The following is a 23,350-nucleotide window of genomic DNA, read 5'->3' as shown; positions in this document are numbered from 1 at the left end:
GATAGCTTATCGGTAGCTAACCGTCCCTCCATCCACATGACCAAGCGTTGCACTTATTATCTGAATTCGCGATGTTCTTTATTACGGCTTAACCACAGGGAAAGCGCTTTCAGTGAATCCGCGGTGAACTCATCACAACGGCTGGTGATCTCTTCTGGCGTCATCCAGAACACTTCTTCCACTTCTTCTTCCTGCATCGCGAAAGGCCCGTGGGACACACAGCTGAACAGTCCGCCCCAGACACGGCAGTGAGCATCTTCAAAATAGAACAAACCGTGGTCAGCGAACGGTACATCAGCAATGCCCAGTTCTTCTTCGGCTTCACGCCGTGCCGATTCCAGCATGGCTTCACCGCTTTGCACCACACCGCCTGCGGTACAGTCCAGCATCCCCGGCATAAAGTCCTTAGTCATGGTGCGACGCTGCACAAGAATTTTTCCCATACCATCGTGTACCACGATGTAAGTCGCACGGTGCCGCAGACATTGCGCACGCATTTGTGCCCGGCTGGACTGAGCGATAACCTCGTTATCTTCGTTGACGATATCCACCCACTCTGTTGCGGCAGCCTGACTTTGCTCCACCATCAGTAACCCTTTTTCTGTTCTGGCGCATTGCTGCGCGCCCTGTTTTCGCAACCGTTAAAATTACTGTCTAATCATTGCTTACGCAATCATTACTGCGTTTTGCTCGATTCTGCCAGCCACAGCTGCACTGACGCACGCTGCCACTGGAAATGCGCATAGTCTGCCAGTTTTGCCGGCAACGCATCACCATGCAGCGCCAACCGGTTCAGCATAATGGCTAAGTCCGTATCCGCAATGCACCATTCGCCAAACAGATTTTGCTGACCATCCTGCAGCAGACTATCAACAGCCGTGATCAGTTTTTGCACCGCCGCTCAGCCATCAGCACTTAACGGCGGGAATTTTTCGCCGGCGAACAGCACTTCTGTCGGACGCTCCGCCCGTAATGCCATCAGGTCGCTGCGCAGCCATGCCTGAATCTGGCGCGCACGCGCACGTTTCTCGCTATTGCGCGGATAAAGGCGTTCAAATTCAGGTGCCGGAAAACGCTCTTCAAGGTACTCGGCAATCGCGGAAGACTCGCTCAGCAGGAAGTCATCCACTTGCAGCGTCGGCACACGCGACGTGATAGAGAGTTCACGGTACGCGCTGGCATGGTGCTCGCCAGTGGCCAAATCGACACGTTTCAGGCTGAAAGGAATGCCCTTTTCCGTTAAGGCGACATAGACAGACATGACATAGGGACTGAAAAACGATGCATCCGACCACAGAGTAATTTTCGGGTATTCCATGCTGATTCCTTTAAGCTGACGGAACGAATTGGGTCTCTCCTGTTTACCGATTTTTAGTCACGAAGGCAATGTGCATTTTTGTGATTGCGTAAAGGTCTGCGCCATGCCTTTTAACTGTCGATTAATTGTTCTATATTGCGGAAACAATAAGGTTAATGCTTGATTTTATTTGGAGTCATCATGATCGATCTCTATTACGCCGGGACCCCCAATGGCCACAAAATCACGCTGTTTCTGGAAGAATCTGGCCTGCCGTATAAACTGCATCGGGTAAATATTGGCAAGGGTGAACAGTTTAAACCTGAATTTCTCGCTATCGCGCCAAATAACAAAATACCGGCGATTGTCGATCACCAGCCGGTCGATGGTGGTGCGCCGCTCAGCCTGTTCGAATCGGGCGCTATCCTGGTCTATCTGGCGGAAAAAAGCGGCAAGTTCCTCAGCGCCGAGCTGCGCGAACGCAGCGCCACGCTGCAGTGGCTGTTCTGGCAGATGGGCGGATTTGGCCCGATGCTTGGCCAGAAGCATCACTTCAATCATTTTGCGCCGCAACCCGTGCCTTACGCCATTGAGCGCTTTCAGGTGGAAACCCAGCGACTGTACGGCGTGCTGAACCGTCAGCTGGAGCAAAAACCCTGGGTGGCGGGCGAGCATTACAGCATTGCCGATATGGCTATCTGGCCGTGGGTGAACGCCCATGAACGCCAGCGGATCGACCTGGCGGATTATCCGGCGGTACGTAACTGGTTCGAGCGTATTCGCACCCGTCCGGCGACTCAGCGTGCTCTGGCGCTGGCTAACGGCTGATACGACGTCACTGCGGGCGGGATGACCTCGTCCGTTAACTCTGACGAATATCACACACACTTCCGACAGTTCTCTTCTAAGCTGAAACATGCTGTCAAACAACGCGTAAGGAATTCAGCATGCATATTTTGCTCACTGGCGGCACCGGATTAATCGGCAGCTATCTGATACCGCGTCTGTTGCAGTCTGGCCATCAGGTTAGCGTCGTGACACGCGATGTTGCCGCAGCACGCGCCAGGCTTGGTGAAGACGTTCAGTTCTGGTCTGGTCTCGACCAGCAACACGATCTGAACGGGATCGATGCGGTGATCAACCTTGCTGGCGAACCGATTGCCGATAAACGCTGGACGGATGAACATAAACAGCTGCTGTGCGAAAGCCGCTGGCAAATCACTGAACGCCTGGCGTCACTGATTAAGGCCAGCAGCCAGCCTCCTGCCGTACTGATTTCCGGCTCAGCCACCGGGTTTTATGGTGATACTGGCGATCTGGTGCTGACTGAAGACGATCCCGGGCACGACGAGTTCACACATCAGCTATGCGCACGCTGGGAAGAACTGGCGCTTACAGCGGAGAGTGAGCAGACACGCGTCTGCCTGCTGCGTACTGGCGTGGTGCTGGCGAAAAATGGCGGGGCCCTGGAAAAGCTCAGGATGCCGTTTAAGCTCGGTTTTGGCGGCCCGCTGGGCAGCGGTAAACAATATGTTCCGTGGATACATATTGACGATATGGCGAACGCTATTCTCTGGCTGCTGGACAATCCCTCACTGCGTGGTCCGTTTAATATGGTTGCACCTTATGCGGTACGCAATGAACAGTTTTCTGCAACACTCGGTCAGGCCATGCATCGCCCGGCGGTGTTCCGCACGCCAGCCAGTGCAGTGCAGCTGCTGATGGGTGAAGCGGCGGTGCTGGTACTGGGCGGACAACATGTATTGCCGAAACTGCTGGAAGAGTCGGGATTTGGTTTTCGCTGGTTCCAGCTGGATGAGGCGTTAGCTGATGTGGCTGGGGGGCATTAGGGGGCAATGCCCTGGGGCCCTTTTTTCGGGGGAAATTTTGGGCTAAAAACCAGGTCAGGGGCTGCGACCAGGTCAAGGTCAAGGACATTTCGTTCGTCCTTCGGTCGACCGACCCAGGGGCGGCAAGCGCCCCGCCCCTGGGGACCCGTGCTTGTGCCTGCTCCATCGCCCGCTTCGCGGGTTCCCTCCGAAATTTGATCCGACCTGTGGACCGCTCGCGACGCGTTCCATACGCGGCGCTCCCTTTCGCGCCATCCATGGCGCTCATCCAGGCCGGCTTAAATTTCCTCGGCGATTGCGACGCCACCTCCGGCCGTTCCAGTTACTTATATTTCTGATTTAAGCCTTTTCTTCCCAGCTTTCCTGTCATTTCATCTTTTAGATTAACTATTACGGTTTTGGGTTTTGGGTTTTGGGTTTTGGGTTTTGGGTTTTGGGTTTTGGAAGGGATTTTATTTTTTTGACCTGGATTTTGACGTTCGGAGGCGTCGCAAGCGCTGAGGAAAAACGTGTGACCAGGACGAGCGACAGGGACGTCGCGAGAGGTGTGGCCGCGCAGGACGCGCGTCCACTCCGTTCCGTAGGGAAGACGTTTTGACGAAGGCACCCGCGAAGCGGGCGCTGGAGCCGCCGGAAGCGCGGATTGTTAAGGGCCGCGCTTTCGGCCCTTAACTCGCTCGCCGCGTGGGCGAGCGAAACGCCCTTGACCTGGCCCTTAAGCCCTTAAGCCCTTAAGCCTTTAAACCTTTGAGCACTCAAGAACTCAAACCCACTCCGCAGGAGAAAAACCTACTTCAACGCCCCCGACAAAAACTGCTGTAACCGCGCACTCTTTGGCTGCCCAAATACCGCATCCGGAGGTCCTTCCTCCTCGATTTTCCCCTGATGCAGGAAAATCACATGGCTGGACACATGGCGGGCAAACTCCATCTCGTGCGTCACCACCACCATGGTTTTCCCCTCTTCCGCCAGTTGCTGCATAATGCGCAGCACCTCGCCAACCAGTTCAGGGTCCAGCGCGGAAGTCGGTTCGTCAAACAGCAACACTTCCGGCTCCATCGCCAGCGCACGGGCAATGGAAACGCGCTGCTGCTGACCGCCAGACAGATGTACCGGGTATTTTCCCTGCGCACGCTCATCAATGCCAACTTTGGCAAGATAACGCACCGCGCGCTCACGCGCTTCCTGCTTGCTTAACCCCAGCACCTGAATCGGCGCTTCCATCACATTCTCCAGCACCGTCATATGGCTCCAGAGATTGAAATGTTGAAACACCATGGTCAGACGCGTGCGCAGCGAACGCAGTTGTTCTTTATTGGAAACTTTCAGCTGACCATCGGTATCACGCACCAGATTAATCTGCTCATTATTCACCACAATGGTGCCTTCACTCGGTTTTTCGAGGAAGTTGATACAACGTAAAAAGGTACTTTTTCCCGAACCTGATGAACCAATAATACTGATGACGTCGCCAGCCGCAGCCTGTAACGATACGCCCTTCAGCACCTCATGTTCCCCATAATGCTTATGGAGCTCAGTTACCTGTAATTTTATGTCGGCCATAGTGATACTTACTCAATGGGTCGATGAGGGTTTAACATGCGCCATCCAGCGCTTTTCCGCCAGGCGGAACAGGCTGATCAGCGTGTACGAAATAATCAGATACAGCACAGCGGCAATACCGAAAGCGGTAAACGGCTGATAGGTCGCCGCATTCACATCACGCGCAACTTTCAGCAAATCCGGCACCGTGGCGGTAAACGCCAGCGCGGTGGAGTGCAGCATCAAAATCACTTCGTTGCTGTAAGCCGGTAACGCAGTGCGCAGCGCGGAAGGCAGAATAATGCAACGGTAAAGTTTAAAGGTGGAGAAGCCATACGCGCGCGCCGCCTCAATTTCACCGTGCGGCACACCACGAATCGCACCGGCGAAAATCTCGGTGGTGTAAGCACAGGTATTCAGCGTCAGTGCCAGCAACGTACAGTTCAGACCGCTGCGGAAAAAGGCGTTCAGCATTTCCGTGCCTTTCACCACTTCCAGCGTGTACATCCCGGAGTAAAACACCAGTAGCTGCACATACAGCGGCGTACCGCGGAAGATATAGGTAAACAACCATACCGGAAACTGAATCGCACGATTAGGTGATACGTGGGCAATCGCCAGCAGCACCGCCAGGCATCCCCCCAACGCCACGGAAATAATCAGCAACCACAGCGTAATCGCCACGCCCGTAAAGCGGTAGCCGTCGGTCCACAACAGCGCTTTCCAGTATTCGTTGATAATCTCAATCATAGCTCCGCCCTCTTCACGCCAACCGAGTAGCGACGCTCAAGCCACCACAGCACGCCATTCGACAGTGTGGTAAAGATCAGATAGATCACCCCGGCAACAATCGCGAAATAGAACGGTTCCCAGGTACTTTTCCCCGCCAGCTGCGTGGCTTTCACCACATCTTCCAGCCCCAGCAGTGAAACCAGCGCTGTCGCTTTCAGAATCACCTGCCAGTTATTACCAATTCCCGGCAGCGCAAAGCGCATCATGGCCGGAAACAGAATGCGACGAAACACCTGTGAAGCGGTAAAACCAAAGGCGGTCGCCGCTTCGATCTGCCCTTTTGGCACGGCTAAATAGGCGCCACGGAAGGTTTCGGTAAAGTACGCACCGTAGATAAAACCGAGAGTTAGAATACCGGCCACCATCGGGTCGATATCAAATTGTGATAATCCCAGCGCCTCAGTGACCTGGTTAAGCGCGATCTGCAGACCGTAAAAAATCAGCAGCATCAGCACCAGATCAGGCACGCCGCGAATCAGAGTGGTGTAGCCTTCAAAAATCAGCGCCGCCAGGCGGCTTTTCGACAGCTTAGCGCCAGCGCCGATTAACCCCAGCACCACAGCAATCAGCAGAGAGCTGACTGCCAGCTCCAGCGTCACCATTGCGCCACGGAAAATTACTTCAGAATAGCCATACAGCATGGGCATGATCCTGTCGGGTGGAATCGAACTGATGACTGCCCGTGACGGGCAGCCATCTTATGTGACAGGTTTACTTAACCGCCATAGACATCAAAGTCGAAGTATTTCTTCGCCAGTTTGTCGTAAGTACCGTCTTTACGCATCTCAGCGAAAGCTTTGTCGATCGCCGCTTTCAGCTCAGTTTCATCTTTACGCAGCCCGATACCGGTGCCGACACCAAAGATTTTGTCATCTTTCACTGCCGGACCCGCAAACGCATAGTCTTTACCGACAGGCTGTTTCAGGAAGCCTTCGCTGGCCGCGACTTCATCCTGGAATGCCACATCGATACGACCCGCGGTCAGATCCTGATACACCAGATCCTGGTTAGCATACGGGGTCACCGTCACACCCTTTGGCCGCCAGTTCTGGTTGGCGTAAGTTTCCTGGGTGGTGCCCTGCAGCAGACCGACGTTTTTGCCTTTCAGCGACTCAATCGTTGGCTGAATCGGCGAGCCTTTTGGCCCGATCAGGCGTGAGTTAGCGGCGTACAGCTTGTCAGAGAAGGCGATCTCCTGCTGGCGCTTTTCGGTAATGGAGAGAGAAGAGATGATGATGTCGATCTTCTTCGCTTTCAGCGACGGGATCAGCGCATCAAAGTCGCTTTCCACGTAGGTACATTTTGTTTCAATGCGTTTGCAAATCTCGTTGGCCAAATCGATGTCAAAACCGACCAGCTGACCCTGCGCATTTTTCGATTCAAACGGTGCGTAGGTCGGGTCAGTTCCGACACGCAGATTTTTTGGCACAGCAGCAAATGCGCTGCCCGCGCTGGATAAAGCCAGCAACAGAGAAAGAGCCAGTACCTGCTTTTTCATAAATTACCCTCAAGTAAAGTGCTTTTGTTATGGTCTGGATGATGTGTGTTTGCGCTCTTTGTTTTGCAAATTTCATACCAGTTCTGACGCTGGTTAGCGGGCAAAGAGCACGGGCGAAACGTCAGGCGCGGAACACGCCAGAACGCGACGTTGATACCCTGAATAATTCGGGTGGCAGGCAGGCGGCGAATCCCGGGAGCTTACACCAGTAAGTGACCGGAGTGAGCGACAAATCGGCCAAAGGCTGATTTGAACGCCGTTTGCAGCACCCCCAGCGGAGCGAGGACCGGTTAAGATCCGGGTAAGAAAGCCAGCGCACCTGCAACCTGAAGTATGACGGGCATATCAGGGAAAATATATCAGGGTTGTCATTTCATGGTGGCAACTATGTTGCATTTTGGTGCGCGCGATGCACGAAAAGTGATCCAGACTGGATTGTCGCACCAAAACAGGGCGCTCAGTGAAGCGTTATGCACCCTGCCAGCGCGTAAACAGGTCTTGCGACAGCGAAATATCAAACTGGTCCAGTACGCGATTGACGGTCTGATCGACAATGTCCTGCACCGTTTCCGGTCGGTGATAGAAAGCAGGTACAGGCGGCATAATAATCGCCCCCAGTTCCGCCGCGCTGGTCATCAGACGCAGATGCCCGAGATGCAACGGGGTTTCACGCACACACAAGACCAGCCGACGCCGCTCTTTCAGCACCACATCCGCCGCGCGGGTCAGCAGGCCATCTGTATAGCTGTGAACAATGCCGGAGAGTGTTTTCATTGAGCACGGCAGGATCACCATACCTTCGGTTTTATACGAACCGGATGAAATACTGGCGGCAATATCACGTGCGTCATGTACCACATCCGCCAGCGCCTGCACATCACGCAGCGAGTAATCGGTTTCCAGCGCCAGGGTCTGACGCGCTGACTGACTCATTACCAGGTGGGTTTCCACTTCCGGGACATCCTGCAATACCTGTAGCAGACGTACGCCGTAAATTGCGCCGCTGGCGCCGGAAATGCCGATAATCAGTCGTTTCATGCTGTTGCCTTTTACTTCTCAGAGATTGCGCAAGTGTGAACTTTGGCGGGGGAAATTACAACTGATGCGGTGAGAGTTTAGGCAGGGACTGAAGGGGCAGAGGGGAAAGAAAGATAAGGGATTGCCCCATACAGCCCCTTCCCCCATAAGATGGGGGAAGGCTGGGATGGGGGAGAAAACAACGCAGAACGTCATACTTAGTCGTCAGCCCCCCTCCCTGCCCCTCCTCCATGTTATGGGGAGGGAACCGGCACGGAGATTACCCTTCGTTATGCAACTCGAGGTTTTCCACTTCATTCTGCCGCGCCATGGCTTTGGCATCGTCGTTACGCAGTGACTGGAGATACTCCAGATACTGCTGATCAACGTCTTTCGTTACGTACACGCCGTTAAACACCGAACATTCGAACTGGGCGATATCCGGGTTCTCTTCGCGCACCGCTTCGATCAGGTCGTTAAGATCCTGGAAAATCAGCGCATCCGCACCAATAATCTGACGAATCTCTTCCACTTCACGGCCATGAGCAATCAGTTCCGTCGCACTCGGCATATCGATGCCATAGACGTTCGGGAAACGAATTTCCGGGGCAGCGGAAGCCAGATAAACCTTTTTCGCGCCCGCTTCACGCGCCATCTCGATAATCTGCTCCGAGGTGGTGCCACGTACGATAGAGTCATCCACCAGCAGCACGTTCTTGTCGCGGAATTCCGCACGGTTGGCGTTCAGTTTACGACGCACCGCGCTGCGACGCAGCTGCTGGCCCGGCATGATAAACGTACGACCAACGTAACGGTTTTTCACGAAGCCCTGACGGTACGGCTTATTCAGGATATTGGCGATTTCCAGTGCGATATCGCAGGAGGTTTCCGGAATCGGGATCACCACGTCAATGTCCAGATCTTCCCATTCGCGCGCAATTTTCGCACCCAGCTTGGTGCCCATACGCACACGGGCGCTGTACACCGAAATCTTATCGATAAAGGAGTCAGGACGGGCGAAATAGACATACTCGAACAGGCAGGGATTGCTTTTCGGGTTTTCCGCGCACTGACGGGTAGAAAGCTGACCTTTCTCGGTGATGTACACCGCTTCGCCCGGCGCCACATCGCGCAGGAACTCAAAGCCCAGCGTATCCAGTGCCACGCTTTCCGACGCCACCATATACTCAATGCGGCCATCATTCATTGCGCGCTTGCCGATCACCAGCGGACGAATGCCGTTAGGATCGCGGAATGCCACCATACCGTGGCCGATAATCATCGCCACACATGCGTAAGCGCCGCGCACCTTCTGGTGCACTGCCGCCACCGCAGCAAAAATGTTTTCTGCTTCCAGCGGGTAATGCTGAAAACGATCCAGCTCCTGCGCAAAGATGTTCAGCAGGATCTCGGAATCAGAGGTGGTATTGACGTGACGGCGACCACTCTCAAACAGCTGCTTACGCAGCTCGTGTGCGTTAGTCAGGTTGCCGTTGTGTGCAAGGGTAATGCCGTAAGGAGAGTTCACGTAGAAGGGTTGCGCTTCAGAAGCACTGGAGCTTCCGGCGGTCGGGTAGCGCACGTGGCCAATACCCATATTCCCCTGCAGACGCTGCATATGACGTGCTTCAAATACATCACTGACCAGACCGTTTGCTTTACGCAGACGGAAGCAGTTCATTGCATCAATCGTACAAATGCCTGCGGCATCCTGCCCACGATGCTGGAGCACCGTTAACGCGTCATAAATCGACTGGTTTACCGGCATGAAACCGGTGATACCGACAATACCGCACATGTTCTCATATCCTCATAAGCCGCACCCCCGGCGCGATTACCGGGGCAAAAAACTGGACGTGCTTTGCAGGTAGTCAAAAAACCACCTGATGATGTAACTGAACTGTGGAACCAGTTGTGACTGTTGCCAGTCCGTGCTTTTTGACAGCCCGGTGAACGTATCGAGGAAAAACAAAATGGCAGACACGATCAGTATGCCACGCAGCGCCCCGAAGCAGACACCCAACACCCTGTCAGTTCCTGACAGGCCGGTCTTTTCGACCAATGAACCTATAACATAGTTCACTATCGCGCCCACGATCAGGGTAGCGATAAAGAGTATGCCAATGGCAATGCCATTGCGAACCAGTTCGTCTTCAAAACCTGTGAACCAGACGGCAAGAAAGGAGTAGTAATGACTGGCGACAAAGAATGCGCATCCCCAGGTCACGAGAGATAATGCTTCCCGTACAAACCCGCGGATCAGGCTAACCAGAGCCGAAAAACCAACAACCGCAATTATGACGTAATCTATCCAGACCATGAACTCTTCCAGTGACAATGCCCCTGCATCCAGTTCGGGGCGAATTCTAACAGAAAAAGAAAACGTTTGCGTAGCGTTTTCCTTTGCCAGACCAAATAAAAAGGGGCGATGAAAAAATCCTCAATCGCCGCCTTTAATCTGTTTGATTTTACCTTTTCAATCGGGTTCAGGAAGTCTGTTTTCCGATTGATAATGCGCTTCGTAAGTCTTGACGGATTTTGCTTTGGCGCTGCGCCTGCTCAGGCTCGTCGCTTTACATTCGGTGCCTGCCCAGGGAACAGGGTCAGCTCCGGAAAGACGTAACATCTGTCATCCATGACAGCTCGGCCCGCGCCGTCCATGGCGCGGGACGCTTTCCTACGCTGGCCGTGTTCCCTTCGCCTTGTGCTGATTCGTTGCTGTCCGGTTTCAGGTGCATCGTGCATTGCGTTTTATCGCGCGCTGTAAGACTTCACCACACCGCCGAGGCCGGAGATATTTTTCAGCTCCGCCACTGCGTCCTGCATCTTCGCTTTCGACGCATCCGGGCCAACATAAATGCGGGTAATCTGCCCCTGCACTGGCGTGGAAGGCACGGTATAAGCACGATACCCCGACAAACGCAGCTGCGCGACAATCTCATTCACTTTTGCGGCGTTCTTCAGTGCACCCAGCTGTACCACATACGCCTGACCTGTCGGCGCCTGCTCCGGTTTCGGCTGTTCGGCCGGTTTTGGCTGTTCAACGGGTTTCGGTTGCTCGACCGGCTTCGGTTGTTCAACAGGTTTCGGCTGCGGTTTAGGTTGTTCCACCGGTTTTGGTTGCGGCTTCGGTTGCTCCACTGGTTTTACCGGCTGTGGTTTAGGCTGGGGTTGCGCTGGCGCAGCCTGCATCGGCGGCGGTGACACCACCGTCGGCTGGCTGTTGCTCTGCGGCTGGGGCGCGCCCTGCTCCGCCGCCTGCATCTCTTCGTCGTCGCTGCTGTTTGCGCCGACGGCTTCCTTCGCCCCTTCCGGCGGCTGCGCTGGCAGCGACTGGCTCACCGGCGGCACCATATCGGTATCCTGCTGATCATCCGGTTTCGGCACCAGCGGGATCGACGCAAACTCTTCCTGATAATGTTTTTTCTTACCGTCCAGTAAACCCGGTAAAACAATAACGCCCACGGCGACCAGAATTACAGTTCCGACTAAACGGTTCTGAAACTTACTTGCCACTTCCGTTCTCCGTTTCCAGCACTTCCATTACATGCGCCACGGTGTGGAACGAACCACACACCAGCACAATATCCTGTTTCTGCGCCTGCTGCTGCGCGGCATGCCACGCTTCCGCGACATGGGTAAAACCCTGCGCCTGCGACGGCAGATGCGCCAGCAGCTCTTCTGCACTGGCGCCACGCGGCCCTTCCAGTGGTGCACAGTACCAGTTATCCACCTGTGGCACTAAACAGGCAAGGGTTCCGGCAATATCTTTATCATGCAACATCCCCACCACCGCATGCACTTTCCCTTCGCGCGGCACTTCCGCCAGACGTCCAGCCAGATAAGCAGCAGCATGAGGATTGTGCGCGACATCGAGGATCACCTGCGGCTGATGACTGATGGTCTGAAAACGCCCGGGCAGCACGGCTTTATCCAGCCACTGGCGGATCACCCCGTCATCGACCACCAGCGTCGAGGCGCGCAACGCCGCCAGCGCTGTCGCGGCATTCGGCAGTGGCACCTGCGGTAAGGGCAGGCCGGCTAAGCTGCCCTGCGCATCGCTGAAGGTCCAGCTGTCGCCGTCACGGCTATAGCGCCAGTCACGATCGCGCTGCAGCAGCTGAGCACCGAGGTTATCGGCCACCTGCGCAATGGTGTGCGGCATCTCCGGTTCACCCACCACCGCGGGTTTACCGCCGCGAAACACGCCTGCTTTTTCGCGGCCAATGCTTTCGCGATCCGGCCCCAGCCAGTCAGTATGGTCAAGCGCAATACTGGTAATCACCGCCACATCAGCATCAACGATATTGGTGGCATCAAGGCGACCACCTAAACCCACTTCCAGAATCACCACATCCAGTGCCGCCTGCTTAAACAGCATCAACGCCGACAACGTGCCGTATTCAAAATAGGTTAAGGAAGTCTCGCCACGCCCGGCCTCAATGGCGGCAAAGCTGGCGGTATGTGCCGATTCGGGCAGTTCAGCTCCCTGGATACGCACACGTTCGGTATAACGCACCAGATGCGGGGAGCTGTAGACGCCGACGCGATAGCCCGCAGCCATCAGCAGGGTTTCCAGCGTGCGGCAGGTGGTGCCTTTGCCGTTGGTGCCCGCTACAGTGAAAACGGTCGGGGCGGGTTTGAGCAGATCAAGTTGCTGCGCGACGCGGCGGATACGATCCAGTCCCAGTTCGATAGCCTGAGAGTGTAAATGCTCAAGATAATAAAGCCACGTGGCCAGAGGCGACGTGGCTTGAGGAATTGATAGCTTTTCCATGTGTCCCGTTCACAAGTTACGGTTCATTGGCGAAAGGTACAGCCGCACGCTCGCGGCGACCGCTGTACCTTTCCATCATCTGTCAGGCCTCGCGCGGTGCCGGAGCGACGTCCGCATCAGGCTGCGGTGCTGGCAGATTCATCAGCCTGGAGAGAATACTGGCCAGTTTGAAACGCATCTCTGGGCGACGGACGATCATGTCGATCGCACCTTTCTCCAGCAGGAATTCACTGCGCTGGAAGCCCGGCGGCAGTTTTTCACGCACGGTCTGTTCGATAACACGTGGACCCGCAAAACCAATCAGCGCTTTAGGTTCAGCGATGTTCAGATCGCCCAGCATTGCGAAGCTGGCGGAGACGCCACCCATGGTCGGGTCGGTCAGCACAGAAATATACGGCAGACCACGCTCCTGCATTTTTGCCAGCGCAGCACTGGTTTTCGCCATCTGCATCAGCGACATCAGCGCTTCCTGCATACGCGCGCCACCACTGGCAGAGAAACAGATCAGCGGACAGTTATCTTCCAGCGTCTGCTCAACCGCACGCACGAAACGTGCGCCGACCACAGAACCCATTGAGCCACCCATAAAGGAGAACTCAAACGCTGCGGCAACGATCGGCTGACCATGCAGGGTGCCTTTCATCACGATCAGGGCATCTTTCTCACCCGTCTCTTTCTGCGCCGCTGTCATACGATCTTTATACTTTTTTGAATCCCGGAACTTGAGCAGATCCTTTGGTTCCAGTTCGCTACCCAGCTCAACCAGCGAGCCTTCATCCAGCAGGCTGTGCAGACGATCGCGGCCATGCATACGCATATGGTGATCGCATTTTGGGCAAACTTCCAGATTGCGTTCCAGCTCGGCGCGGTACAGAACCTGCCCACAGCTGTCACACTTGGTCCAGACCCCTTCAGGAATACTTGCTTTACGCGAAGGGGTGATGGTGCTCTTGTTGAGAATTCGTTCAATCCAGCTCATTGATGACCTTTCTGTTTGAACCTGGTGAAACCAGTTTTCTTGTTGCTGCTGAAAGCGATTTCAGCAGGCCGTAAATGTCGCTCATTAAACCATAACCTGCGGTTGCTGTGGACAGAAATCTGGTCCGTCCGCCACAGTTATGGTGTTTTGTGGTTATTGTTTCTGCTGACGGGCCGCGCGGCGATGGCGTATCACTTCGATAACGCCCGGCAGAATCGATACAATAATAATCGCCACAATCAGTAATTTCAGGTTTTCCTGCACAATCGGCATATTACCGAAGAAGTAGCCCGCATAGGAGAACAGTAACACCCACAACAGGGCGCCAGCCACGTTGAACATGGCAAAATGACGATAGGACATATGTCCCATTCCGGCAACAAATGGCGCGAAAGTCCGCACAATCGGGACGAAACGCGCCAGGATGATGGTTTTCCCGCCATGGCGCGCGTAGAACGCATGGGTTTTATCCAGGTAGCTGCGACGGAAAATTTTCGAGTTCGGATTACTGAATAGCCGTTCGCCAAACAGTTTGCCGATGGTGTAGTTCACCGCATCCCCCAGGATGGCCGCAACCACCAGCAGTGTCACCATCAGATGCACGTTGAGATCATTGCCCGGCAACGATGCCAGCGCGCCCGCCACAAACAGCAGTGAGTCGCCCGGCAGGAACGGCGTGACCACCAGACCGGTTTCGCAGAACAGAATCAAAAACAGAATGGCGTAAATCCAGATGCCATACTGCGCAACCAGCTCCGCCAGATGAACATCAATGTGCAGGATAAAATCGACCACAAAACGAATCAGATCCATAACTTTCCCTTCACTCCTGTTTAATCCTCAAGGAACAGTGGTCCCATTGGCGGACGTGGTAACGCAAAATGCTCAGGATAATCCACCGCCACCAGATACAAGCCTTCCGCTTTCGCGGTTGCTGCAGCCAGCGTGCGATCTTTTGCCGCCAGCAGCTCCGCCATCCAGCCTTCATGCTGGTTGCCGCAGCCAATCTCCAGCAAACTGCCAACAATATTGCGCACCATATGGTGCACAAAGGCATTCGCTTTGATATCGACCACAATGTAGCTGCCATAGCGCGCCACATTGAGATGCATCACGTTGCGCCACGGCGTGCGCGACTGACATTGCACCGCGCGGAATGACGTAAAATCGTTCTCACCGAGCAGACACTGCCCGGCACGGTGCATCTTCTCCGCATCCAGCGGATGATAAAAATGGGTCACACCCGCGCCCAGAATCGCCGGACGCAGCCGCTGATTGTAAATCACATATCGGTAACGCCGCGCCGTGGCGCTAAAGCGGGCATGAAATTCGTCCGGCACCGCTTTCACCCAGCGCACCGCGATATCATCCGGCAGGTTGGCGTTCACCCCCAGCGTCCAGGCGGAATCCTTACGCTGCGAGGTGGTTTCAAAATGCACCACCTGACCGGTGCCATGCACGCCAGCATCGGTACGCCCGGCGCAGAACACATTGACCGGGTGATTAGCGACCTGCGACAGCGCCTGCTCCAGACGCGCCTGCACACTGCGCACTTCCTGCTGGCGCTGCCAGCCGTAGTAACGGCTGCCATCGTACTCAATGCCCAGCGCCAGCTTGATGATGGCTTCAGACATCAGTACAGATACTCCTGCACCAGCTTCTCAGCGACTTTCACCGCCATCAGCGCGCCGCCAAAGCGGATATTGTCCGCGACTGACCAGAACTGCAGCAGCTCCGGCACGCCGTAGTCATTGCGCAGACAGCCCAGGTTCAGCTGGTCATTACCGGAAGCGTCGCTCACCTGCGTCGGATAATCATCTTCCTCAGACAGCACGATATCGTCAGCCCGTGACAGTTCGTCGCGCGCTTCATCCGCCGACAGCGGACGTAACCCTTCCAGATGCACAATCTGCGCATTGCCGTAAAACACCGGCGCCTGCACACAGCTGACCGAAATCGGCAGGCCTTCATCCTGCAGCACCTTACGCACCTGATCCACCAGGCGACGTTCCTGCGCCACGCTGCCTGCGTTATCCGGCAGCAGCGGCAGCACATTAAATGCCAGCTGGCGACCGAAGAAGTGATCGTCCGCCGGGACACCATTCAGCAGGCGCGCGCTTTCGCCCGCCAGCGAATCCACCGCCGCTTTGCCTGAGGCCGAAACGGACAGCAGGTTAGTCACCTGCAGACGGCTCAGACCCGCCTGCTCGACCAGTGGTTTGATGGCGCACAGCAGCTGACTGGTCAGGCTGTCCGCCACGCTGATAATGTTGCGGTTACGGTAGTCCGCCAGCACCTGCGGGTTGACATCTGCCACCACCAGCGGCACATCCGGGTCGAGCGCGAACAGATCGCTGCTGTCGATCACCAGGCAACCGGCACTGGCGGCCTCTTCGGCATAACGCGCCGTGGCGTCGCGACCGGCAACAAAAAACGCCAGCTGCGCCTGTGACCAGTCGAAATCAGCGGCATCGGCCACCTGCAGGGTTTTGCCGTCAAAACGGATGTTCTCTCCGGCGCTGTTCTCACTGGCCAGCAAATATAATTCACCAACCGGGAACTGACGTTCCGCCAGCAATTCCAGTAAAGCGTTCCCTACTGCGCCTGTTGCACCCAAAAGCGCAATATTCCAGCCGTCAGACATGTTGGTTTACTCCAGACAATGACACAAAAACAGAAGGCGGTGATGACACCGCCCGTTGATTCAGACTTTTCCGTTTGGCCCTTACTGCCGTGTTGTAAAGGACATTTCGTCTCCTCACCGTCAGGCTGGGCTCATTTTGTCCCTTCCCCCACTCGTGGGGGAAGGAGAAAACCGCGTCACCCGCCACTCTCGCAGCAAGGGTCAATCGCTATTGATACACCGCGTTAAAACCCAGTTTATTCAGCAGTGCCGCCGCATCAGCGTTATCGCACTGCACATGCAGCGACGACCATTCACGTCGCTCCTGGTAGTTCTTACGCAGGCGGTCAAACTCACCGGCAATCGCCGCCACTTTACGCAACGGCGCATCATCGCGGCGCACATCATACACCAGATGCACCAGACGTTTTAGCGTTGCCTGATCCAGCGGCCCGTGCAGCGTAATGCGGCCAAACTCCGGCGCAGGCAGCAGAGTATCCAGCGCCACCTGCTGTGCCTGCCCCATAAACCGGGTCCAGGCTTCAAACACCTGCGTGGTGCCACGCGCCTTGCCTTCGAGCGTGTAACCAGCGATATGCGCAGTGCCGATATCCACTTTATCCAGCAACGGCAGCGACAGCTCCGGTTCCGGCTCCCAGACATCCAGCACCACACTGAGATCGTCACGCTGGTGCAGCACGTCCAGCAGCGCGGCATTGTCCACCACCTCGCCACGGCAGGCATTAATCAGAATGCTGCCCGGCTTCAGCGCCTGCAGCAGCGCACGATCCGCCAGGTGCAGCGTCTTATACTGACCGTCGTTAAACAGCGGCGTATGGAAGGTCAGAATATCGGCTTCGGCAACCAGCGTGGCAAGCGGATGGAAATCACCGGCGTCACCGCGATCGGCACGTGGCGGATCGCACAGCAGAGTACGCACGCCGAGCGCTTCCAGTCTGGCCTGCAGACGGCTGCCGACATTGCCAACGCCGACAATCCCAACGGTGCGGTCAGTCAGCTGGAAACCGTCGCGTTCTGCCAGCAGCAGCAGTGCAGAAAACACATACTCAACCACCGCAATGGCGTTGCAGCCTGGCGCCGCAGAAAACGCAATACCCTGCTCAGCCAGAAAATCCTCATCGATATGGTCGGTTCCGGCCGTCGCGGTGCCGACAAATTTGACTGCTTTGCCGTTTAACAGCGCAGCGTTCACTTTGGTGACGGAACGCACCATCAGTCCGTCGGCGCTGTCCAGCGCATCCTGTGGAATCGCGCGTCCCGGAACAGCCACGACCTCGCCGGTACGGCTGAACAGTTCGCGCGCATACGGCATATTTTCATCTACGAGGATTTTCACGTCTTGATTCCTGCATGAATAACAGAGGGGCAATATTCTGCCATATTGTTGGCGTCGGTAACACAACAGCAGCATCGCGGGTGACGTTTCATTGCGACAAAACGCGTACACTGTTGCTGAACCTGCGCTAACAAGAGAGATACCATGAATTTTCTGTTCCCCCTGTTTGCCGTGCTGATCTGGTCGGTTAACGCCGTAGTCAGCAAGCTGTCGGCCAGCGCCATCGATCCGGCGGCGATCTCTTTCTATCGCTGGCTGCTGGCGTTGCTGACCCTGACGCCGTTTATCCTGCCCGGCGTATGGCGCAATCGCCAGCAGGTCAGGCAGCAGTGGTGGAAACTGTTTATTCTCGGCCTGCTGGGCATGGTGCTGTATCAGAGCCTGGCCTACTACGCGGCACACACCGTCAGCGCCACCTTTATGGGGATTCTGAATGCGATGATCCCGGTGCTGACTGTGCTGATTAGCCTGGTGTTGCTGCGCCATACGCCGACAGTCGGTATTGTGCTGGGGGGACTGCTGTCGTTTGCCGGTCTGGTCTGGCTGGTGAGCGCCGGTCAGCCGCAGCAGTTGCTGAGCCACGGCCTGGGCAAAGGGGAAATCATGATGTTCGCTGCCTCGGCGTCCTACGCCCTGTATGGCGTACTGACCAAACGCTGGTCGATTGCCCTGCCCGGCTGGCAGAGCCTGTATGTGCAGATTGTGTTTGGCGTCCTGCTGCTGACACCAGGCTTTATTGCCGCGCCAGATGTCACGCTGACAGCGCAGAATATCCCACTGGTGCTGTTCGCCGGCATTCCGGCCTCGCTGATTGCGCCGTTCCTGTGGATTGAGGGCGTGCATCGCATGGGGGCCAATACCAGCTCCATCTTTATGAATCTGACCCCCATTTTCACCGCCATTATCGCGGTGCTGTTTCTGCATGAGTCGTTACAGAGTTATCACTACATCGGCGGCGGCGTGACCCTGCTCGGCGTGATCCTCGCCCAGCGGCTACGCACACCGCTGCTGAGCAGCAGAAGTACCGCCAGCCAGAGCCAGGGTTAATTCCGCCGACACCTGGCGATTCCGCGACGGGATTGTTATCATAGCCAATTACTATCCCGTCGTTCCGGCGTGCCCCGGATGTTGACCTGTTTTGAAAGGATGATGTTATGCAACCTCTCAGTGGCCCCGGTGCACCGCTTCCCGGCGATCGTGCAACGCTCGCGACGCAGCCTGGTCAGGCGCGCGCAGGCAGCGCAGGTGATCAACCGCTCTCTCCCGCTCAGCGCACCACGCTGGAACGCCTGATTGTACGCATCATGTCGCTCAGCACGCTGAAACCTGCCGAACTGTGGGCCGGACTGCGCCATGAAGTAGGGGTGAAAAACGACGGTGAACTGCTGTCGCGCCACTTCCCCGCCGCCGAACAGTTTCTCAACACCCGTCTGACCCAGGTGCAGGAAAGCCATGCCACGCGTCAGCTGTTCCAGCAACTGACCGATCTGCTGCCGCAGGGCAACAATCGCCAGGCAGTCAGCGATTTTATCCGTCAGCAGTTTGGCCAGACGGTGCTGAGTTCACTGACTCAGGATCAGCTGTATCAGGTGGTCACCATGCTGCAGAATGGTCAGCTGGCGATCCCGCAGCCGCAGCGCAGCAGCGTCACCGATCGTACACTGTTACCTGCAGAGCATCACACGCTGAACCAGCAGATTGTCCGACTGGCGGCGGCGACAGGCGAGTCGCCGGTCAAACTGTGGAGTTCAGTGCTGCAGCTGGTTAATCTCAACAGTGGCGATCCGATTCCGTCACGCCACTTCCCGCTGCTGACGCAATATCTGCAGGCACGTCAGACACTGACGCAGCACAGCGCGCCTACGTTGCAGCAGGTAGAAGCATCACTGAAACAGCCACTGTATCACAACGAGCAGCAGCAGCTGGAGCAGTACAGCCTGCAGCGTTTCCAGGCCACGCCGCAGATGGTGCTGACTGCCGCACAGGCGCAGGATCTGCTGAATGTCATTTTCAGCCGCCGTGCCGAAAAACAGCTGGAGATGCCGCTGGCGGACAGCGAACTGAACCCGAAACCGATTTACCATCCGCTGGTCGGCACCCTGCCTTCCGTGCTGCAGCCACTGGCGAACCGCCCGACGTTTACCGCCTTTGCCGTGGTGGTGGTCGTGCTGTTCCTGATGTGGGTTTTACTGTAATTAGCAGCCGCAGTCGGCAGGCACTGCTGATTGCGGCCAGTTTCCTGGTTCATCTCCCTGCGCCAGCGGATGATTATCGCGTCGCCAGAAGTCCAGCCCGCCGATCAGCTCTTTGACCTGAAAGCCCGTCGCCGCCAGCTTCCACGCCCCTTTGGTCGACCCGTTACAGCCGATGCCATCACAATAGGTGATATAGACTTTGCTGCGATCCAGCTGCGCGGTGCTCTCCGCCGTCATCAAACGGTGGGGAAAACTGACCGCACCACAAATATGTCCGGCGCGGTAGGCATCGGCTGAACGGGTGTCGATCACCACAATGTCACTCACGCCGCGCGCTAAATCTTCCGCCACGTCCCAGGCATCAGCGTAGTACGCCAGTTTCTGTCGCAGCCATTGTTCGCTCTCCTGTGCCGTCGGGGGTGGAAAAGCCAGTACAGATGAATGTGGGTGCATATTGCTCTCCTGCCAGTGTTATATCGCCATGATATGCTAAATTGGTCTTATTCCTGATACCCATTCCAGAACAACAACAAGACCCATTTATGGCCATCATGACAACTCCGCTGATCGCCCTGTTTGCTTCACAGCAGGGCCATACCCGCCGCGAACGGCTCAGCGCCACACTGCGTCAGGCGATTGCCGATGGCACGCTGCAACAGGGGCAGCGTTTGCCCTCCTCGCGGCTGATGGCACAGGATCTCGGCCTGTCTCGCGTGACGGTGGAAGCCGCCTACAGTCAGCTGGAAAGCGAAGGTTATCTGCAGCGGAAAATCGGCCGGGGCACCTTTGTCGCTATCGCGATGCCATCCGCAGCAAAACGCGCAGACAACACCCCGCTACCCGTGACGCTTTCTGCACGTGGTCAGCAGATTGTCGCCACCGGTGGCTGCTTCGATCCGCTGTTTCCGCAGGCGTTTGCCGCTGGCTCGGCGGAGCTGCGCGCCTTTCCGCATGCGCTCTGGCGCCGTATCAGCGCCAGCCAGCAACGTCATCATGGCGAGCAACTGATGCGTTATGGTGATGCTCAGGGTTACGCGCCACTACGCACCGCGGTGGCACGTTATCTGGCGCAGTCACGCGGCGTGCAATGCGATGCCGCACAGGTGATGATTCTCACCAGCTCCCAGCAGGCGCTGCAGATGCTGTCGCTGCTGTTACTGGACAGCGGCGACACGGTGTGGATGGAGGAGCCCGGTTATTCCGGCGCACGTAATGCGTTTATCAGCACCGGTGCCCGGCTTTTTCCGCTCACTCTGGACCTCGAAGGGGCGCAGCTGCCCACAGATGCAGTGCCGGCAGTGCCAAAACTGGTTTATCTCACGCCATCGCATCAATACCCGACAGGTGTCACCATGAGCCTGCCCCGTCGGCTGGCGTGGCTACGGCAGGCTACCCGCCAGGGCAGCTGGCTGATTGAAGATGATTACGACAGTGAATTTTACTACGGCGAACAGCCGATGCCTGCCTTGCAGGGACTGGCGCAGGATGCGCGGGTCATCTATCTCGGCACCTTTTCCAAGGTGTTGTTCCCCTCGCTGCGGCTGGCGTACCTGGTCGCACCGCCCGCGCTGATCGAACCGCTGCGCCGCCTGCGTTCGGTGATGGATGGTCACAGTGCACAACTGCCGCAGGCCATTACGGCTGAATTTATCGAACAGGGCCACTTTGCCGCTCATCTGCGCCTGATGCGCCAGCTGTACCGCAGCCGCCGCGATATCCTGCTGGCACAGCTGGAAGAGAAACTGACGGAATATCTGCAACCCCTGAGCAGCCAGGGCGGATTACAGCTGACGGTACGTCTGCTGCAAGGTGATGAACAGCGGCTGACGCAGCAGGCTTTACAGCGCGGGCTGTTGCTGCCGCGCCTGTCACCGCTGTTCAGCCAGCAGCAGCAAACGCTGTCGGGCTGGCTGCTGGGCTTCTCCGCATTGACGCCAGCAGAGATCGTTCAGGCAGTGGATAAGCTGGCGCAGCTGGATTACGACTGACGGGCAAAGCTCAGCGTGACCAGAATCCCGCAACTGGCAGCCAGCGCAGCGGCGATAAACACCGCACCATATCCTGCCGAGGTCGCCAGCAAACCGGTCAGCGGCCCGCTGATGCCATAGGCAATATCCTGAAAAGCGGAATAGCCACCCAGCGCCGTACCACGTACCTGTGGCGCGACACGCCTGATCACCTCCACGCCTAATGACGGGAAAATCAGCGAACAACCCAGCCCGGTAAAGGCCGCTCCCAGTAACGCGACGCTGGCATTCGGCGCAAAACCCAGCAACAGCAGCCCGCAAACCTCAATACAGAATGACACCAGCGCGACGTTAATACCGCCGTAACGATCCGGCATCCCGCCAAACAGTACGCGCATCAGCACAAATGACAGGCCAAACGCTGACAACGCAAAACCGCCGTTGCCCCAGTTTTGCGCCGCGAAGTAGAGCGAAACAAAGGTGCCGATCACCGCAAAACCGACGCCCTGCAACGCCAGCCCCAATCCTGGCTGCCATATCTGGCCGACAACCCGCCATAAAGAAGGACGTTCACCGGCATGCGCGGGCACGGCGCTGACCCAAAAGTTCAGCAACAGCGCGGCCAGCGGCAGCAGCAGCGTCGTGACGCCGAGCGCAATAAATCCCCAGTGGTGATTCAGCAACAGCCCGAGCGGTGCGCCCACCGCCAGTGAACCATAGGTCGCCATCCCATTCCATGACATCACCTGGCCGGAACGTTTCGCCCCCACCAGTCCCATTCCCCAGGTCAGCACGCCGGTCAGCAGCAGGCTTTCGCCGAAACCGAGGATCAGGCGGCCCAGCACCAGCAGAGCAAACTTCACCAGTACCGGCACGGGCAGCAGCGCTGCCAGCATATAGGCCAGCCCGGCCAGCGAGCAGGAGATCATCCCTTTGATCGCGGTGCGCTTTGCTCCCAGCTGATCGGCCTGTTTCCCGGCATAACCACGGGTCAGCACCGTCGCGAGAAACTGAATGCCCACCGCGACGCCAACCATCACATTATTGAGTCCAAGTTCGTTGTGCACATACAGAGGAATAACCGGTAACGGCAAGCCCACGGTCATATAACTCAGAAACACGCTTAACACGATACATACCAGCGGCAGGTTGTTATGGCGGGGATTTTCAAGGGTAACAGAACTGGACATAGGTCATGATTCTCCGTCGTTTGCACACAGTGGTGCTGCCGGGTGCAATGTCATGACACTATAATGGAATGAAAATTTTAAATGCAAATATTTTGGTAAAAAAATACTATTTCAGTGTATTTGTCCTCATTAGTTCAGCGGAGAAACCACTCCCTACCTGCCAGCATGGCATGGGTGCTATAAGATGGTAAGGCGCGAATTCAGATAATAAGTGCAACGCTCGGACATGATTGTGGAGAGTGTAGGAGGAAGGGTTAACTACCGAT

Annotated in this window: 22 protein-coding genes and 1 pseudogene; 5 read left to right on the top strand and 18 right to left on the bottom strand. The window is 56.3% G+C overall.

Annotation, left to right across the window (positions count from 1 at the left end; all coding sequences use genetic code 11):
* Positions 1-56 precede the first annotated feature (56 nt).
* Both yfcD and yfcF read right to left on the bottom strand, forming a co-directional pair.
* Positions 57-587 carry an NUDIX hydrolase YfcD gene (yfcD, locus tag ACSZO1_RS14270; protein WP_437613647.1) on the bottom strand — a complete coding sequence of 177 codons (531 nt, stop codon included), beginning with the start codon at positions 585-587 and terminating at the stop codon, positions 57-59.
* Positions 588-676: 89 nt separating this feature from the next.
* Positions 677-1,318, bottom strand: a pseudogene (yfcF, locus tag ACSZO1_RS14265) (glutathione transferase).
* Positions 1,319-1,498: 180 nt separating this feature from the next.
* On the opposite strand from yfcF, the gene yfcG reads away from it, so the two are divergent.
* Together yfcG and ACSZO1_RS14255 are read left to right on the top strand one after the other, a co-directional pair.
* A complete protein-coding gene (gene yfcG, locus ACSZO1_RS14260; RefSeq protein WP_437613645.1) occupies positions 1,499-2,125 on the top strand; it encodes a GSH-dependent disulfide bond oxidoreductase in 627 nt (208 codons plus the stop codon).
* A gap of 119 nt (positions 2,126-2,244) precedes the next feature.
* Positions 2,245-3,147 carry a TIGR01777 family oxidoreductase gene (locus ACSZO1_RS14255; RefSeq protein WP_437613643.1) on the top strand — a complete coding sequence of 301 codons (903 nt, stop codon included), beginning with the start codon at positions 2,245-2,247 and terminating at the stop codon, positions 3,145-3,147.
* A 789-nt stretch (positions 3,148-3,936) separates the two neighbouring features.
* Here ACSZO1_RS14255 and hisP read toward each other — a convergent pair.
* The 14 genes from hisP to pdxB form a co-directional block, all read right to left on the bottom strand.
* Complete coding sequence (hisP, locus tag ACSZO1_RS14250; protein WP_437613641.1) at positions 3,937-4,710, bottom strand: histidine ABC transporter ATP-binding protein HisP; 774 nt, start codon at positions 4,708-4,710, stop codon at positions 3,937-3,939.
* Between the two features lie 12 nt (positions 4,711-4,722).
* Complete coding sequence (locus tag ACSZO1_RS14245) at positions 4,723-5,439, bottom strand: ABC transporter permease (protein WP_437613639.1); 717 nt, start codon at positions 5,437-5,439, stop codon at positions 4,723-4,725.
* Positions 5,436-6,122: a histidine ABC transporter permease HisQ gene (locus tag ACSZO1_RS14240; protein ID WP_437613637.1), complete on the bottom strand. Its 687-nt coding sequence runs from the start codon at positions 6,120-6,122 to the stop codon at positions 5,436-5,438. The genes ACSZO1_RS14245 and ACSZO1_RS14240 overlap by 4 nt, the downstream gene beginning before the upstream one ends.
* Positions 6,123-6,196: 74 nt before the next feature.
* Entirely contained in the window at positions 6,197-6,979 is a 783-nt protein-coding gene (hisJ, locus tag ACSZO1_RS14235; protein WP_437613635.1) for a histidine ABC transporter substrate-binding protein HisJ, read from the bottom strand.
* Positions 6,980-7,447: 468 nt separating this feature from the next.
* On the bottom strand, positions 7,448-8,017 hold the full coding sequence (locus ACSZO1_RS14230; RefSeq protein WP_437613633.1) for a UbiX family flavin prenyltransferase: 570 nt from the start codon (positions 8,015-8,017) through the stop codon (positions 7,448-7,450).
* 259 nt (positions 8,018-8,276) lie between these two features.
* The gene (gene purF, locus ACSZO1_RS14225) at positions 8,277-9,794 is read right to left on the bottom strand and encodes an amidophosphoribosyltransferase (protein ID WP_437613631.1); all 1,518 of its coding nucleotides are present in this window, start codon (positions 9,792-9,794) and stop codon (positions 8,277-8,279) included.
* A gap of 36 nt (positions 9,795-9,830) precedes the next feature.
* A complete protein-coding gene (cvpA, locus tag ACSZO1_RS14220) occupies positions 9,831-10,316 on the bottom strand; it encodes a colicin V production protein (protein WP_437613629.1) in 486 nt (161 codons plus the stop codon).
* A gap of 431 nt (positions 10,317-10,747) precedes the next feature.
* On the bottom strand, positions 10,748-11,512 hold the full coding sequence (gene dedD, locus ACSZO1_RS14215) for a cell division protein DedD (protein ID WP_437613627.1): 765 nt from the start codon (positions 11,510-11,512) through the stop codon (positions 10,748-10,750).
* A complete protein-coding gene (gene folC, locus ACSZO1_RS14210) occupies positions 11,502-12,773 on the bottom strand; it encodes a bifunctional tetrahydrofolate synthase/dihydrofolate synthase (RefSeq protein ID WP_437613625.1) in 1,272 nt (423 codons plus the stop codon). The genes dedD and folC overlap by 11 nt, the downstream gene beginning before the upstream one ends.
* Positions 12,774-12,855: 82 nt before the next feature.
* Positions 12,856-13,752: an acetyl-CoA carboxylase, carboxyltransferase subunit beta gene (gene accD, locus ACSZO1_RS14205; RefSeq protein ID WP_437613623.1), complete on the bottom strand. Its 897-nt coding sequence runs from the start codon at positions 13,750-13,752 to the stop codon at positions 12,856-12,858.
* 153 nt (positions 13,753-13,905) lie between these two features.
* The gene (locus tag ACSZO1_RS14200) at positions 13,906-14,565 is read right to left on the bottom strand and encodes a DedA family protein (protein ID WP_437613621.1); all 660 of its coding nucleotides are present in this window, start codon (positions 14,563-14,565) and stop codon (positions 13,906-13,908) included.
* A 20-nt stretch (positions 14,566-14,585) separates the two neighbouring features.
* Positions 14,586-15,386 (bottom strand): tRNA pseudouridine(38-40) synthase TruA, encoded by an 801-nt coding sequence (truA, locus tag ACSZO1_RS14195; protein WP_437613619.1) that lies wholly within the window; start codon positions 15,384-15,386, stop codon positions 14,586-14,588.
* On the bottom strand, positions 15,386-16,396 hold the full coding sequence (locus tag ACSZO1_RS14190) for an aspartate-semialdehyde dehydrogenase (RefSeq protein WP_437613617.1): 1,011 nt from the start codon (positions 16,394-16,396) through the stop codon (positions 15,386-15,388). Before ACSZO1_RS14190 ends, truA begins: the two co-directional genes overlap by 1 nt.
* A gap of 208 nt (positions 16,397-16,604) precedes the next feature.
* Positions 16,605-17,732 carry a 4-phosphoerythronate dehydrogenase PdxB gene (gene pdxB, locus ACSZO1_RS14185; protein WP_437613615.1) on the bottom strand — a complete coding sequence of 376 codons (1,128 nt, stop codon included), beginning with the start codon at positions 17,730-17,732 and terminating at the stop codon, positions 16,605-16,607.
* Positions 17,733-17,876: 144 nt separating this feature from the next.
* Here pdxB and ACSZO1_RS14180 point away from each other — a divergent pair, with 144 nt between their 5' ends.
* On the top strand, positions 17,877-18,779 hold the full coding sequence (locus ACSZO1_RS14180; RefSeq protein ID WP_437613613.1) for a DMT family transporter: 903 nt from the start codon (positions 17,877-17,879) through the stop codon (positions 18,777-18,779).
* Between the two features lie 107 nt (positions 18,780-18,886).
* Positions 18,887-19,927: a flagella biosynthesis regulator Flk gene (gene flk / locus ACSZO1_RS14175; protein ID WP_437613611.1), complete on the top strand. Its 1,041-nt coding sequence runs from the start codon at positions 18,887-18,889 to the stop codon at positions 19,925-19,927.
* Here the strand turns inward: flk and ACSZO1_RS14170 are convergent, their stop codons facing one another.
* Complete coding sequence (locus ACSZO1_RS14170; RefSeq protein WP_437613609.1) at positions 19,928-20,380, bottom strand: rhodanese-like domain-containing protein; 453 nt, start codon at positions 20,378-20,380, stop codon at positions 19,928-19,930.
* An 89-nt stretch (positions 20,381-20,469) separates the two neighbouring features.
* Here ACSZO1_RS14170 and ACSZO1_RS14165 point away from each other — a divergent pair, with 89 nt between their 5' ends.
* Positions 20,470-21,915: a PLP-dependent aminotransferase family protein gene (locus tag ACSZO1_RS14165; protein ID WP_437613607.1), complete on the top strand. Its 1,446-nt coding sequence runs from the start codon at positions 20,470-20,472 to the stop codon at positions 21,913-21,915.
* Here ACSZO1_RS14165 and ACSZO1_RS14160 read toward each other — a convergent pair.
* Positions 21,906-23,084: an MFS transporter gene (locus ACSZO1_RS14160; protein WP_437613605.1), complete on the bottom strand. Its 1,179-nt coding sequence runs from the start codon at positions 23,082-23,084 to the stop codon at positions 21,906-21,908. The two genes, ACSZO1_RS14165 and ACSZO1_RS14160, sit on opposite strands and share 10 nt — an antisense overlap.
* Positions 23,085-23,350: the final 266 nt, after the last annotated feature.

Origin of the sequence: Erwinia sp. V71, from assembly GCF_965644245.1 — a bacterium.
Taxonomy (GTDB): domain Bacteria; phylum Pseudomonadota; class Gammaproteobacteria; order Enterobacterales; family Enterobacteriaceae; genus Erwinia.
The sequence above is the reverse complement of the archived record's forward strand: the minus strand, read 5'-3'. Positions and strand labels throughout refer to the sequence as shown.

Excerpts from the sequence above, each read along its gene's own strand:
- yfcD (WP_437613647.1), bottom strand. The coding sequence starts at position 587 with ATGGTGGAGCAAAGTCAGGCTGCCGCAACAGAGTGGGTGGATATCGTC.
- yfcG (WP_437613645.1), top strand. The coding sequence starts at position 1,499 with ATGATCGATCTCTATTACGCCGGGACCCCCAATGGCCACAAAATCACG.
- ACSZO1_RS14255 (WP_437613643.1), top strand. The coding sequence starts at position 2,245 with ATGCATATTTTGCTCACTGGCGGCACCGGATTAATCGGCAGCTATCTG.
- hisP (WP_437613641.1), bottom strand. The coding sequence starts at position 4,710 with ATGGCCGACATAAAATTACAGGTAACTGAGCTCCATAAGCATTATGGG.
- ACSZO1_RS14245 (WP_437613639.1), bottom strand. The coding sequence starts at position 5,439 with ATGATTGAGATTATCAACGAATACTGGAAAGCGCTGTTGTGGACCGAC.
- ACSZO1_RS14240 (WP_437613637.1), bottom strand. The coding sequence starts at position 6,122 with ATGCTGTATGGCTATTCTGAAGTAATTTTCCGTGGCGCAATGGTGACG.
- hisJ (WP_437613635.1), bottom strand. The coding sequence starts at position 6,979 with ATGAAAAAGCAGGTACTGGCTCTTTCTCTGTTGCTGGCTTTATCCAGC.
- ACSZO1_RS14230 (WP_437613633.1), bottom strand. The coding sequence starts at position 8,017 with ATGAAACGACTGATTATCGGCATTTCCGGCGCCAGCGGCGCAATTTAC.
- purF (WP_437613631.1), bottom strand. The coding sequence starts at position 9,794 with ATGTGCGGTATTGTCGGTATCACCGGTTTCATGCCGGTAAACCAGTCG.
- cvpA (WP_437613629.1), bottom strand. The coding sequence starts at position 10,316 with ATGGTCTGGATAGATTACGTCATAATTGCGGTTGTTGGTTTTTCGGCT.
- folC (WP_437613625.1), bottom strand. The coding sequence starts at position 12,773 with ATGGAAAAGCTATCAATTCCTCAAGCCACGTCGCCTCTGGCCACGTGG.
- accD (WP_437613623.1), bottom strand. The coding sequence starts at position 13,752 with ATGAGCTGGATTGAACGAATTCTCAACAAGAGCACCATCACCCCTTCG.
- ACSZO1_RS14200 (WP_437613621.1), bottom strand. The coding sequence starts at position 14,565 with ATGGATCTGATTCGTTTTGTGGTCGATTTTATCCTGCACATTGATGTT.
- truA (WP_437613619.1), bottom strand. The coding sequence starts at position 15,386 with ATGTCTGAAGCCATCATCAAGCTGGCGCTGGGCATTGAGTACGATGGC.
- ACSZO1_RS14190 (WP_437613617.1), bottom strand. The coding sequence starts at position 16,396 with ATGTCTGACGGCTGGAATATTGCGCTTTTGGGTGCAACAGGCGCAGTA.
- ACSZO1_RS14180 (WP_437613613.1), top strand. The coding sequence starts at position 17,877 with ATGAATTTTCTGTTCCCCCTGTTTGCCGTGCTGATCTGGTCGGTTAAC.
- flk (WP_437613611.1), top strand. The coding sequence starts at position 18,887 with ATGCAACCTCTCAGTGGCCCCGGTGCACCGCTTCCCGGCGATCGTGCA.
- ACSZO1_RS14170 (WP_437613609.1), bottom strand. The coding sequence starts at position 20,380 with ATGCACCCACATTCATCTGTACTGGCTTTTCCACCCCCGACGGCACAG.
- ACSZO1_RS14165 (WP_437613607.1), top strand. The coding sequence starts at position 20,470 with ATGGCCATCATGACAACTCCGCTGATCGCCCTGTTTGCTTCACAGCAG.
- ACSZO1_RS14160 (WP_437613605.1), bottom strand. The coding sequence starts at position 23,084 with ATGTCCAGTTCTGTTACCCTTGAAAATCCCCGCCATAACAACCTGCCG.